General features: G+C 73.9%; 12 protein-coding genes. 2 read left to right on the forward strand and 10 right to left on the reverse strand.

Annotated elements, in window-relative coordinates; translation table 11 throughout:
- Positions 1–15: 15 nt before the first annotated feature.
- The 8 genes from ABQ292_RS01755 to ABQ292_RS01790 form a co-directional block, all read right to left on the reverse strand.
- Positions 16–1,353: an MFS transporter gene (locus tag ABQ292_RS01755; protein ID WP_369202619.1), complete on the reverse strand. Its 1,338-nt coding sequence runs from the start codon at positions 1,351–1,353 to the stop codon at positions 16–18.
- Positions 1,354–1,520: 167 nt separating this feature from the next.
- Positions 1,521–3,188 (reverse strand): catalase, encoded by a 1,668-nt coding sequence (locus ABQ292_RS01760; RefSeq protein WP_369202621.1) that lies wholly within the window; start codon positions 3,186–3,188, stop codon positions 1,521–1,523.
- On the reverse strand, positions 3,185–3,658 hold the full coding sequence (locus ABQ292_RS01765; protein WP_369202623.1) for a Fur family transcriptional regulator: 474 nt from the start codon (positions 3,656–3,658) through the stop codon (positions 3,185–3,187). The genes ABQ292_RS01760 and ABQ292_RS01765 overlap by 4 nt, the downstream gene beginning before the upstream one ends.
- A 99-nt stretch (positions 3,659–3,757) precedes the next feature.
- Positions 3,758–4,642, reverse strand: coding sequence for a formyltetrahydrofolate deformylase (gene purU, locus ABQ292_RS01770; RefSeq protein ID WP_369202625.1), 885 nt, complete (start codon positions 4,640–4,642; stop codon positions 3,758–3,760).
- A gap of 95 nt (positions 4,643–4,737) precedes the next feature.
- Positions 4,738–5,661, reverse strand: coding sequence for a non-homologous end-joining DNA ligase (gene ligD, locus ABQ292_RS01775; RefSeq protein WP_369202627.1), 924 nt, complete (start codon positions 5,659–5,661; stop codon positions 4,738–4,740).
- Positions 5,658–6,644: a non-homologous end-joining DNA ligase gene (gene ligD / locus ABQ292_RS01780; protein WP_369202629.1), complete on the reverse strand. Its 987-nt coding sequence runs from the start codon at positions 6,642–6,644 to the stop codon at positions 5,658–5,660. The genes ligD (ABQ292_RS01775) and ligD (ABQ292_RS01780) overlap by 4 nt, the downstream gene beginning before the upstream one ends.
- A 15-nt stretch (positions 6,645–6,659) precedes the next feature.
- Positions 6,660–7,703, reverse strand: a complete 1,044-nt coding sequence (gene ku / locus ABQ292_RS01785; protein WP_369202631.1) for a non-homologous end joining protein Ku — start codon at positions 7,701–7,703, stop codon at positions 6,660–6,662.
- Between the two features lie 126 nt (positions 7,704–7,829).
- Entirely contained in the window at positions 7,830–8,438 is a 609-nt protein-coding gene (locus tag ABQ292_RS01790) for a DUF1360 domain-containing protein (protein ID WP_369202633.1), read from the reverse strand.
- A gap of 202 nt (positions 8,439–8,640) precedes the next feature.
- Here ABQ292_RS01790 and ABQ292_RS01795 point away from each other — a divergent pair, with 202 nt between their 5' ends.
- Together ABQ292_RS01795 and ABQ292_RS01800 are read left to right on the forward strand one after the other, a co-directional pair.
- The gene (locus ABQ292_RS01795) at positions 8,641–9,054 is read left to right on the forward strand and encodes a hypothetical protein (RefSeq protein WP_369202635.1); all 414 of its coding nucleotides are present in this window, start codon (positions 8,641–8,643) and stop codon (positions 9,052–9,054) included.
- A 272-nt stretch (positions 9,055–9,326) separates the two neighbouring features.
- Entirely contained in the window at positions 9,327–9,725 is a 399-nt protein-coding gene (locus tag ABQ292_RS01800) for an STAS domain-containing protein (protein ID WP_369202637.1), read from the forward strand.
- 73 nt (positions 9,726–9,798) lie between these two features.
- Here the strand turns inward: ABQ292_RS01800 and ABQ292_RS01805 are convergent, their stop codons facing one another.
- Together ABQ292_RS01805 and ABQ292_RS01810 are read right to left on the reverse strand one after the other, a co-directional pair.
- On the reverse strand, positions 9,799–10,809 hold the full coding sequence (locus ABQ292_RS01805) for a DNA topoisomerase IB (protein ID WP_369202639.1): 1,011 nt from the start codon (positions 10,807–10,809) through the stop codon (positions 9,799–9,801).
- A 37-nt stretch (positions 10,810–10,846) separates the two neighbouring features.
- Positions 10,847–12,724 carry a SpoIIE family protein phosphatase gene (locus tag ABQ292_RS01810; protein WP_369202641.1) on the reverse strand — a complete coding sequence of 626 codons (1,878 nt, stop codon included), beginning with the start codon at positions 12,722–12,724 and terminating at the stop codon, positions 10,847–10,849.
- Between the last annotated feature and the right edge of the window lie 76 nt (positions 12,725–12,800).

Here is a 12,800-nt window from a genome sequence, read left to right on the forward strand (position 1 = left end):
CGACGAAGTGGGGCCTCAGCCGGCGGCGCGGACGGGCCGGGTGACGCTGAGGGCCACCGCGCCCAGCGCGCCGACGACGGCGAAGACGTAGAAGCCCCACGGGAAGGCGATGCCGGCCGTGACGAGGGCACCGGTGATCACCGGGCCGACGATGGCGCCGATCCGCCCAGCCCCGGCCGACCAGCCCAGCGCGGTCGCGCGCACGTGCGGCGGGTTGTTCGCGCTGGTGAACGCGTAGACCAGGACCTGCGCGGAGAACACGAAGCAGCCGGTCAGGAAGCACATGAGGTACAGGCCCGCCGTCGGCAGCCGCACCGACAGCAGCGCCAGGAAGACGGCGCCGGAGGCGAACCAGATCATCCCGGCGGTCCGGGCGCCGACCCGGTCGGCGAACGTCCCGGCGACGAGCAGCCCGACGATGGCGCCGACGTTGAGCACCAGCAGGAAGGCGAGGGAGTCGCCGAGCTCGTAGCCGGCCTCGCGCATGATCGTCGGCAGCCAGTTGTTGAGGCCGTAGACGAGCAGCAGCCCCATGAACGACGTGACGCCGATGGCCAGCGTGTTGCGGGCGTAGCCGCCGGTGAACAGCGACCGGACCGTCGCCGCGGCACCACCGGCCACCGCACCGCCGGCCACCGCACCGCCGGACCGCGCCGCGGCGCTCCCGGCCGGGCTCTCCAGCTCCAGTCCGTGCCGCCGGGCCACGTCCTCCGCCTCGGCCCGTCGGCCGGCGGCCAGCAGGTAGGACGCCGACTCCGGCAGCCGCGCCAGCATGAGCGGCACCAGGACGAGCGCCGGCGCCGCGCCGATGACGAACATCCACCGCCAGCCCAGCGACGGGATGACGACGATGGCCAGCGCGGCGGTGGCGACGGCGCCGACGTGGTAACCGGTCATGATCGTCGTCGTGGCGCGGCCGCTGCGGCCGGCCCGGGTGAACTCGTTGACCATGGCGATCGCCGTGGGCAGGCACCCGCCGAGCCCGAGACCGGCGAGGAACCGCAGGATCCCGAAGACGACCGCGTTGGGCGCGAACCCACACAGCAGGGTGAGCAGCGAGAACGCCGCCACCGCGCCGATCAGCGCCTTGCGGCGGCCGACCAGGTCGGTGAGCGTGCCGATCGTGAGCGCGCCGATCATCATCCCGACGAGCCCGATGGTGATGACCGCGGTGGCCCCGGTGCCGGTGAGGGCGAACTCCTCCGGCTCGGTGAGCGTGGGGATGACGGTGCCGACGACGACGAGGTCGAACCCGTCCAGCAGCACGGCGACCCAGCACAGCGGGGCCACCCAACCGGCGGCCCGGGCCACCCCGGGTCCGGACGTCGTCGGGCGCACGGGAGTCGAGCTCATGACGTCCTCCACGGTGAGGCGGGCGGTCGGCCGACGCTAGGAGCGACCTTCGCCACGGACCAGACCGGCTCCCGGTGAGCGGAAGACCGGTCTCCCCACACACCACGGCGGGCCGCGACCGGGTCTCCCGGCCGCGGCCCGCGGTGGTCCTGCTGGTCAGCCCTCGGTCAGAGGGTGACCTCGACGTGCTCGTTCGGCACGCAGTGCGTCATCACCAGGCCGGTGACGTCGCGCGGGCCGTTCTTGCCGAGGTTGGCCGCACGCTGCAGCTCCTCCTCGGTGAGCGTCTGGGTCTGCAGCGGCTGCAGGTGCCGGACGTCGTCGGCGGTGATGCCCAGGCCCTCGCCGACCCGCTGACCGAACTCGTCCTCGGCCATGAACAGGTGCCAGACCATCCGCTCCTGGATCGGGCGGTCGCACTGGGAGAGCGCGTCGACGAAGTTCGCGACCACGTCGTCCTTCTCCCACTGCTCCGACAGCAGGTAGCGCTCGCCGGCCTGCTCGTAGTCGTTGGTCCGCGGGATCCGCTTGCGGGTCAGCCGGCCGGTGATCTCCGGGCCCTGCTCGTCGTGCACGGGGTACTGCGCCTCACGCAGGCCGCCGAGGATCGACGGCTCGTAGTTGACGTGCGGGTTCTGGCCCGGGCCCAGGTCCACGGCGTAGGCCATCTGGCCGTCGCGCTGGTTGGTGGCGACCCGGGCGTTCTTGGCCTGGTTGACCGACAGCTGCAGGTAGTTCGGGCCGACCCGGTAGCGCTGGGTGTCGGAGTAGGAGAACGTGCGGCCGACCAGCATCTTGTCGTCGGAGAAGTCCAGGCCGTCGACCAGCACGCCGGTGCCGAAGGCGATCTGCTCGTTCTCCAGGAAGAAGTTCTCCGGCGCCCGGTTCAGCGTCATGGTGCCGACCTTGCGCAGCGGGAAGTCGTTCTCCGGCCACACCTTCGTGTCGTCGAGCGGGTCGAAGTCCAGCTCGGGGTGCTCGTGGTCGTCCATCAGCTGCACGTGCAGGTCCCACGACGGGAACTCGCCGCGCCCGATGGCGTCGTAGAGGTCCTTGGTGTGCGCGCCGAGCTCGTTGGCCTGGACCGCCGCGGCGTCCTTCGCCGTCATCGACTTGACGCCCTGCCTGGGCAGCCAGTGGTACTTGACCAGCTTGGTGTCGCCCTCGGCGTTGACCCACTTGTAGGTGTTCACGCCGAAGCCCTGCTGGGTCCGGTAGCTGGCCGGCAGACCGCGGGGGCTGAAGACCAGGGTGAACATGTGGATCGACTCCGGCGTCTGCGACGCGAAGTCGAAGACCCGGTTGGCGACCTGGCGCTCGAAGGTGACCGGGTCGGGCTTCTGGGAGTGGATGAAGTCGGGGAACTTGATGGCGTCCCGGATGAAGAAGACGCCGAGGTTGTTGCCGACGAGGTCCCAGTTGCCGTCCTCGGTGTAGAACTTCACCGCGAAACCGCGCGGGTCGCGGGCGGCCTCGGAGGAGTCACGGCCACCGGCGACGGTGGAGAAGCGGACGGCGACCTCGGTCTCCTTGCCCTTCTCCTGGAAGAGCTTGGCGCGGGTGTACTTGCTGATCGGCTCGTCGCCGACCGTGCCGTCGGCCACGAAGACGCCGAACGCGGTGGCGCCGCGGGCGTGCACCACGCGCTCCGGGATGCGCTCGCGGTCGAAGTGGCTGATCTTCTCGAGGAACTGGTAGTTCTCCAGAGTGGCCGGGCCGCGTGCGCCCAACGTCCGCTGGTTCTGGTTGTCGTAGACCGGGTGGCCCTGACGGTTGGTCAGGACGGCGCGGTCGGCCTCGCTGGCGGCCGGGCCCTGCGATGCGACGTCGGTCATGCGTGTGCTCCTCCTCGGTTGTCGTGCTGAAGGACCTGAGCGGTGCCCTCCGGCGTCCGTACCCGGCACTCCCGGCACAGCCCCCAGAAGACGACCTCCGCCTCGTCCACGACGAAACCCGCCGTGTCCGAGGGCGTCAGGCACGGGGCCGCCCCCACGGTGCAGTCGACATCGGCGACCGCGCCGCACGAGCGGCAGACCAGGTGGTGGTGGTTGTCCCCGACGCGGACCTCGTACAGCGCAGGGGCGCCGGCCGGCTCGACCCGCCGGGCCAGGCCGACGCCGACGAGCGCCTTGAGCACGCCGTAGACCGCCTGGGGCGAGAGGGTGGGGTGGGCCTGGCGGGCCACCGTGACGAGCGTGTCCGCGTCGGCGTGCGGATGCGCGGCGAGGGCGTCGAGCACGGCCAGCCGCGGCCGCGTCACCCGCAGCCCGGCGTCCCGCAGCGGGGGCGCCCAGGTCGTGTCCATCGGGTCCCACTCAACCCGCTTTTCTTGAACGAGTCAAATGAAGGCCCGGCCTGCCCCCCACCCACGCGCACGCTCGCGGCGGGGCCCTGCAGGGGGCCGCTAGGCGAAGACGATGGTGCGGTCGCCCTCGACGACGACGCGGTCCTCGACGTGCCAGGTCACCGCCTGGGCGAGCACCTGCCGCTCCACGTACCGGCCCACCCGGCGCATGTCCTCCACGGTGGCGCGGTGGTCGACCCGGGCCACCTCCTGCTCGATGATCGGCCCGGCGTCGAGGTCGGGGGTCACGTAGTGCGCCGTCGCCCCGATGAGCTTCACGCCGCGGTCGTGCGCCGCCCGGTACGGGTTCGCGCCGACGAAGGCCGGCAGGAAGCTGTGGTGGATGTTGATCAACCGCTCGGGGAAGCGGCTGCAGAAGTCGGCCGAGACGATCTGCATGTAGCGGGCGAGGACAACGAGGTCGACGTCGCCGACGAGCTCCAGGGCCCGCGCCTCGGCCTGCGCCTTGGTCTCCGACGTCACCGGGACGTGGTGGAAGGGCACCCCGGCCGCCTGGGCCACCGGCGCGAGGTCGGGGTGGTTGGAGACGACGGCGACGATGTCGGCGCGCAGGTCACCGGCGCGCACGCGGTAGAGCAGCTCCTGCAGCACGTGGTCGGTCCGCGACACGAAGACCGCCACGCGCGGGCGGGTGGCGGCCTCGGCCAGCCGCCAGGTCAGCTGCCACTGCTGGGCCAGCAGCTCCAGGGCGCCCTCGAGCTGGGTGCGGCGGGCCGACAGCCCGGGGAGCACGAACTCCAGCCGCAGGGTGAAGGTCCCGCCGGTCGGGTCCGAGGAGTGCTGCTGCGACTCGATGATGTTGGCCCCGACGTCGGCCAGCAGCCGGGACAGCACCGCGACGATCCCGGGGCGGTCGGGGCACCGGACCACCAGCCGCCCGACGTCGGCGGTGGCGGGGTCGTGCGCGAGCGGGGCGGCGGACACGGTGCCATATGGTCGCAGAACCGCAGCGTGCCGCTGCAGCCCCGTCCGGAGGCTCGCCGCGAGCGTGCGAGCGGTGAGAAGGACGGGGTCCTTCTTCACACGGCGGGCAGCCGGGCGCGGGTGCGGTCGGCGATGTCGAAGAGGTCGCCGTACTCCTCCACCCGGGCCAGCACCTCCTCGGTGTGGAAGCGCAGCTCGCCGGGGTCGGCGCCACCGCCCCGGACGGCGTCCACCTCGTCCCAGCCGATCGGCGTCGAGACCGTCGCGTCGGGCCGCGCCCGCAGCGAGTAGGGCGCCACCGTGGTCTTCGCCGGGTTGTTCTGGCTCCAGTCGATGAGCACCTTGCCCGGCCGCAGCACCTTCTCCATCCGCCAGACCACCCGGTCGGGCGTCTCGGCCGACAGCTCCTGCGCCAGCACCCGGGCGTAGCGGCTGGGGTGCTCGCGGTCGGTGACGCGGATCGGCGCGTACACCTGCATGCCCTTGGAGCCCGACGTCTTCACCACCGGGTCCAGCCCGTCGTCGACCAGCCGGTCCCGCAGCCGCTCGGCGACCTCGCAGCACTCCCGGATCCCGGCGTCCGGCCCCGGGTCGAGGTCGAGCACGAGCAGGTCGGGCAGCGCCGGCTGCAGCTTGCTGGCCACCTGCCACTGCGGGACGTGCAGCTCCAGCGCGGCGAGGTTGGCCGCCCACGCGAGGTCGGCGACCGTCTCCAGGACGACCATCTCGAGGACCTCGCGGTCCTTGGCGCTGCCGGGGCTGGGCACGGTCACCTTCCGCACCCAGTCCGGCGCGTGCCGGGCGGTGTTCTTCTCGAAGAAGGCCGGCCCCTCGACACCGTCGGGCCAGCGGGTGAAGGTCACCGGCCGGCCCGACAGGTGCGGCAGCAGCACCGGCGCGATCCGCACGTAGTAGTCGATGACCTGCGCCTTGGTGAACGAGACCTCGGGGAAGAGGACCTTCTCCAGGTTGGACACCGACAGCTGCCGGCCGTCCACCCGCACCCGCTGACGGCTCACGAGCTCCACTCCACCACGACGTCGTCGACGTCGAGGTCGTCGCGCAGGCCGCGCCACGCGGGATGACGCATCCGGCCGTCGGCGGTCCAGGCGGCGAAGGCGACCTCGCCCACCAGCTCGGGCTCCGCCCACTGCGCGTCGCGGGCGACCTCCCGCGGGATGGCATCGGCGAACGGCGGGGTCCGGCGGGCGGTGACCAGGCTCCCCAGCTCGCGCAGCATCGCGTCCGTGAACCCGGTGCCCACGTGGCCGGCGTAGACCAGCCGGCCGTCGTCGTCGTGGACGCCGACCAGCAGCGAGCCCACTCCCCCGGCCCGCCGTCCCCTGCCCGGCCGCCACCCGCCGACGACGACGCTCTGCATGCGGACGTGCTTGACCTTGCGCCACTCCGGCGCGCGCACGCCCGGCCGGTACGGCGAGTCCAGGCGCTTGGCGACGACGCCCTCGAGGCCGTTGTCCCGGCTGGCCGCGTGCACGTCGGCGCCGCCGCCGCGGAACCACGGTGTGGTGACCCAGCGCTGCCCCGCGGCGCCGAGGTCCTCCAGCCGCTCCCGGCGCTCCTCGTAGGGGTGGTCGAGCAGACTCCGGCCCGCGACCGTCAGCACGTCGAAGACCAGGTAGGTGACCGGCGCGGCGGCCGCCAGCCGGGCGACGTCGGGACCACCGGTGCGGTGCATGCGGTTCTGCAGCAGGCCGAAGTCGGGGCGGCCCCTGCGGTCGAGTGCGACCACCTCGCCGTCGACGACGAGGTCCGCACCGGTCAGCGCGTCCGGTAAGCGGCTGAGTTCGGGATAACGACCGGTGATCCCGGTGCCGCTGCGCGCCCGGAGTCCGAGCCGGCCGTCGCGGACGGCGGCCAGCGCACGGACGCCGTCCCACTTGAACTCGTAACCCCAGGCGGCGTCCTGCCCGGCCGGAGGCAGCTCGCCGGCGACGGCGAGCATGGGCGCCGGCAGCGGCGGCTCGGGCAGGACCGGGGGCACCGGATCAGGACACCGTCAGGCGCTGCGGCGCGCGCGGGTCGTGCGCTTCTTCGGCGCCTCGTCGGCCGGTGCGGCCTTGGCCGCCGTCACCTTGCGCGCCCGGGGACGCGCCGGGGCCGCCTCGGCCTCGGCGGCCGCGGCCCGCCTCGTCCGGGTGGTCGTGGCGGTGGCCTCCTCCGCCGGGGCCTTCTTGGCCGGCGCGCGCTTCGCGGGAGCGGCCTCCTCCGGCTCCGCGGCGCGGGCGGCCCGGCGGGGACGCGGTGCGGGCTCGTCCTCGGCGTCCCCGCTGCCGCGGGCCCGCTCGACGCTGCGCCGCAGCGCGCTCATCAGGTCCACCACGGCCGCGCCCGGGTCGGCGGTCTCGGGCACCGGCTGCACCTCGCCGCCGGTCTGCTTGGCCTCCAGCAACGTGGTCATGGCCTCGCGGTAGTCGTCGGTGAACTCGCCCGGGTCGAACTCGCCGGCCATCGAGGTGATCAGCGCCTCGGCCATCTGCAGCTCCTGCGGCCGGACGGCGACGTCCTCGTCAAGGAAGCCGAAGTCGGGACGGCGGATCTCGTCGGGCCAGCGCATCGTGTGCAGCACCAGCACGCCGTCACGCACCCGCATCGCGGCCAGCGACTCCCGCTGCCGCAGCGCGATCTTGGTGATCGCGACCTGGCCGGTGTTCTCCAGCGCGTCGCGCAGCAGCACGTACGGGCGCGTCGCGGGTCCGTCGGGCTCGAGATAGTAGGTCTTCTCGAAGTGGATCGGGTCGATCTCGCTCTGCTCGACGAACTGCAGGACCTCGATCTCCCGCCGGGTCGACAGCGGCAGCTCGGCGAGGTCGTCGTCGGTGAGGATCACCAGTTGCCCGTCGGGCAGCTCGAAGCCCTTGGCGATGTCGCCGTACTCGACCTCCTCGCCGTCGATCGAGCAGACCCGCCGGTACTTGACCCGCCCGCCGTCGACGGCGTGCACCTGGTGGAAGCGGACGTCCTTGTCCTCGGTCGCCGAGTACAGCTTCACCCCGATGCTGACCAGGCCGAACGAGACCGCGCCGCGCCAGATCGAGCGCATGTCCACTCCTCTTCCCCGGGTCTCCGGACTCCCGGATGGCCGGGCCCGCAGGATAGGTGCGGGCTCCGGTCACCGGCAGCTCCGGGACGGCGTTCTCCTCCGCCCGGGGGAAGCGGGCGCTGCGGGTCAGCCCTGCTCGGCGTGCTTCCCCGCGGCGTCGGCGTCTACACCCGCCGCCTCCTGCGCCGACGGCTCCAGGGCACCGTTCTGGATGGCGTCGTAGAGGAACTGCAGGACGTCACTGCCGGCGACCAGCGTCATGGTGAGCGCGGCGAGGCGGGTCGCCCGCGGCGCCGTCGCGTAGCCGAAGACCAGCCCGGTGGCGACCCACTGCGCGAGGCAGAACGGGCAGGTGAGCAACTCCCCGATGGCGTGCTTGACCCCGCCGTGCTCGCGGACCTCCTCGGCCACCTCGGCATGCCCGGACGGGCCCTGGAAGGCCGTGAACGGCGCGCGGAGGGGTGCGGTGACGGGGTCCTTGGCGATCCGGCGCGCGAGCCGGAAGGTCGCCACCGCCAGCAGTGCGGCGTCGCCGAACGGGATCCGGTCGGGGAGTTCCCGCCCCGAGTACCGAACGGCTGCCGCGCCGGCCGACACGAGGCCGAGGTAGACACCCATCGCCCCGAGGTCACCACCGAGCGGACGAGGCTCTCCCTGAGCGTACTCGTGCTTCTGGACCTGCGCCCAGCGGAGGACCGGCGCGCCGATCCGCTGCACCTCGTCTGCGATAGCCATGCCGGGCGCGCTACCCGGCGGGGGCACTGCCCATGCCGGGTGGCGCGTGCCCATGCCGGGTGGCGCGTGCGGCACCGCCCGCCCGCCGCGGCTGCATGGGACGGCGGCACCCGGGTAGGCCGGGGAGCAGTCCCCCACGGGGGGCCCGCACCGGCGTCGCCGGTCCGCGCCCCTCGGTGGCCCGAGCAGAGAGGACGTGCAGATGACCCAGCCGGAGGGCCAGACCGCCCGCGACGTCTTCCCCGAGGACGAGGGCATCCCCGAGATCGCCCAGGACGACTCCCCCACCATGCAGACGGCGGAGGACCCCCAGTTCGCGCCGATGCCCGGCGAGGACCCGGGCGCGGTCACCGACTTCGGCACCACCGCGTTCGAGCAGTCGGAGGGCGAGTCGCTGTCCGGCCGCCTCGACCGCGAGGAGCCCGACGTGCAGCCGGGCGTCCGCCCGGCCGAGGACCCGCAGGCGGCGTCCATGCAGCTGGAGCAGGACACCTCGACGACGCCGGAGAGCGACTCCGGCACCAACCGGACCGCCGACGACGTCGAGGCCACCGCCGATCTCAGGGCAGGCGGAGAGGGCCCCGAGGAGGCCGCCGTCCACCTGATCGATCCCTGACGCCTCCCGCACCGACCCGGCACACCGCGCCGGCCGGCCCGGTGGGACGCCCCGGAGGCGTCCCACCGGGCTGGTTGGCGTCTCGCCATCCGGTTGTCTACGTTTGAGGACGCGGTTGAGCAGTCAGCCGTACGCGCCGGCCGGCCCACGGCCCCCGGTGTGCCCTGGAGGACCACCGGTCCACCCCAGGGGTGACCACGTCCCGGCGCGCGCGTCGGTAGATTGACCGGTGGCCGTACCGATCGGTGCGACCGCTGAGAGGAGCTGCGTCCGTGACCGCATCCGACCTGCCTGCCGGGGGGCAGCACGACGTGTCGAACGAGGGCACGGAGGCACCCTTCGACGACGTGATCACGCTCGCGACCTCCACCGGTGAGGACGGCGCGGTCACGGTGACGGTCGTCGGCGAGGTCGACACGTTCACCGCCCCGGTGCTGCGCTCCTCGCTCGACACCCAGCTCGAGCAGCAGCCCCGCGAGCTGGTCATCGACCTGTCCGGCGTCCAGTTCCTCGGTTCCGCCGGCCTGGCCGTCCTCGTCGAGACCCAGAAGTCGGCCCGCGCGCGCGACGTCGACCTGCGACTCGTCGCCACCACCCGGGCGGTCACCCGCCCGCTGGAGGTCACCGGCCTGATCGACCTGTTCACCATCGTGGACAGCAGCGCCCGCTGAGGAAGGACCCCGTCCTCCCCGCGACGGGGCCGTGCGACGAAGGCCCCCCCAGCGGTGGGGCCTTCGTGGCGCTTCAGGCCGAGAGCATCTGGCAGACCGCGGCCTCCAGCACCTTCTGCGCCTCGCGGTCGTCGTCGGCGTCCGCCAACCCGGCCAGGGCGTGGGCGACGGTCTCCCCCTGCTCGTACCGGTCGACCACCCGTGGGTCGACGTAGCTCGCCCTGCACACCGCCGGGGTGTTGCCCAGGTGCTCGGACACCCGCACGTAGGCGGCCTTGATCGTCTTCTGCCGCGCCGTCTTGTTCCTCGGCGGAGGCTGCTCGGCCAGCGCGGCCGCCATCAGGACCGTCGCGTTCCAGGTCCGGAAGTCCTTCGCGGTGATCTCGGCCCCGCTGACCTCCTTGAGGTAGGCGTTGATCTCGTCGCTGGTGACGTCGCGCCAGGTGCCGTCCGCGGTCTGGTAGGCGAGCAGCTCGTCCCCGGCGTCGTCGGGCCGCTCGAGCAGCTGCCGGACGACGGTGGCGGTCGGCCGGTCGGTGATCTCGACCTCCCGCTCGATGCCGCCCTTGGCGGTGTAGCGGAAGAACGTCCGTTCCCCGCGCACGCTGACGTGCTCCCGGCGCAGCGTCGCCAGCCCGTAGGTACCGTTCTCCTCGGCGTACTCCTCGCTGCCGATCCGGAAGGTGCCCAGGTCCAGCAGGCGCAGGGCGCAGGCCAGCACCCGCTCACGGTTGGGTCCGCGGGTGCGCAGGGCGGCCGCCACCCGGTCCCGGACCTCGGGCAGCTCCTGGGCGATGGCCAGCACCCGCTCGTGCTTCTCCGCGTCCCGCCGGGCCCGCCAGGCGTCGTGGTAGCGGTACTGACGGCGACCGGCGGCGTCCAGCCCGGTGGCCTGGATGTGCCCGTTGGGCCACGGGCAGATCCAGACGTCCTTCCACGCCGGCGGGATGGCGATCGACCGGATGCGGTCGAGCCGGTCGGGGTCCTTGATCAGCGCGCCGGTCTCGTCGCGGTAGGAGAAGCCGCGGCCGGCACGGCGCCGGGTCCAGCCGGGGCCGTGCACGTCGCTGCGCCGCAGTCTCATCCTCCGTGGATGGGCACCGCAGGCGTGCCCCAAACCGTCAGCGCAGTTCGACCAGCCGTTCGAGCCCGCTGACCTCGAGGATGTGCCGGGTGACCCCGCCGGCGGGCGCGTGCACCACCAGCCGCCAGCTCTCGGCCTCGGCGATGGCGGCCACGGCCAGCACCACCCGCACCGCCGCGCTGCTGAAGAGCGTGACCGCGGTGAGGTCGAGCTCGACACGGACGGTGCCGCCGTGGCTGGCCTCGAGCAGCCGGATCCGCAGCTGCGCGGCGCTGACCATGTCGACGTCGCCGGCGGCCCGCACCACCGGGCTGCTGCCCGACCGGTCGACGACGACGGCCGCGCCGATACCCGCGGCCAGGTGCTCGGGCTCCTCGTCTGGCGACTGCCGCAACCGGGTCCGCAGGGTGACGGTGGTGCCGTGCTCGCCCTGCACGACCATGCCGTCGACGAGCTGCCGCATGATCAGCAGCCCGCGGCCGCGGTCGCCCGGGTCGCGGTCCGGCGGGCGCCAGGTGCCCTCGTCGCGGACGGTCACGGTCAGCACGCCGTCGACGTCGACCGCGGCGGTCACCTGCACCGGACCGGGCTCGGCGTCGCGGTAGGCGTGCTCGGCGGCGTTGGCGCAGGCCTCCCCCACGGCCACCATGACGCCGACCCGGTCCTCCTCGCCCATGCCCAGCGCGGTCAGCCACGCGCTCAGCCGGCGGCGCACGGCGGGCAGGGACGCGGGGACGGCGAGCAGGTCCAGTTGCAGTGGCTGTACCGAGCGGGCCAGACGGTGGGTGACCAGGACCGCGATGTCGTCGGGTCGGCCGTGGCCGGTGAGCAGGCCCGCGGCGATGGCACCGGCCAGCCCGGCCATGGCCTCGCCGTCGAGGGCGGCCGGCTCGGCCAGCGCGGCCCGCGCCACCTCGGTCAGCCGCAGGATCCCCTGTGCCGGCGGCGGGCCGCTGGTGGCGACCGCGCCGTCGGAGTAGAGGACCAGCGTCGCGCCCGGCTCGAGGTCCGCGCGGGCGACCGGGGTCGGGGCACCGCGCAGCGTGCCCAGCGGCGGCCGGGCGATCACGGGCAGGTAGGTGGTGCTGCCGTCGGCGTGCACGAGCAGCGGTGCCGGGTGGCCGGCCGCGGCGTAGGCGAGCCCGCCGGTCCCGGCGTCGAGGACGGCGTAGAAGACCGACGCGCCCTGCACGTCGTCCATCTGGGCGGCGAAGTCGTCGAGGGCGGCGAGCACCGATGCCGGGGACGGGTCGCGCAGCGCGCTGGAGCGCAGCGCCCCGCGCAGCCGGCTCATCGCCGCCGCGGCGGGGACGCCGTGGCCGACGGCGTCCCCGATGACCAGCGCCAGCCGGCCGTGACCGAGGGACACCGCGTCGTAGAAGTCGCCGCCGGCCGCCCGCACCGAGCTCGCCGGGTGGTAGCTGCCGGACAGCCGCACGTCCGGGAGCAGCGGCAGCGAGGGGGGCAGCAGGGAGAGCTGGGCCTCCCCGACGGCGTCCTGCCCGGCGGGGTCCTGCGCCGCGTGCTCGTCGTCGGCGGCGGCGCCGTGGGGGCGCTCGTCGCGTCCCTCGGCCACCAGCACGACCCCGGGCACCCCGCCGGTCGGCAGCGGGCGCAGCGTGACGGTCATCGGCACCCCGAGCCCGGGGAGGACGCCGGTCAGCGTCTCGGGCCGGCCGCTGTCCAGCACGGCGGCCACGAGGTCGGCGACACCTGGGCCCCCGACGACGGGCAGGTCGGCGGCGTCGGGCACCAGGGCGCGGGCGCGGGCGTTGGCCCAGAGCGTGCGCGCACCCGGGCCGGTGAGGAACCACAGGGCCGACGGCGCGTGCTCCAGGGCCGCGAGGAGTGCCGCCGGGCCCGCGTCCTCGGCGGGACGGGGCCCCGGCGGCGGTCTGCCCTGGCTGGCGTTCATCCGGGACAAGCAGACAACAGGGCCAGCACCCCGGCAACCGCGCCTGACGGCCCCGGCGGACCGCCACCGGGACGGC

The sequence above is a fragment of the Geodermatophilus maliterrae genome (assembly GCF_041018925.1).
GTDB lineage: Bacteria > Actinomycetota > Actinomycetes > Mycobacteriales > Geodermatophilaceae > Geodermatophilus > Geodermatophilus maliterrae.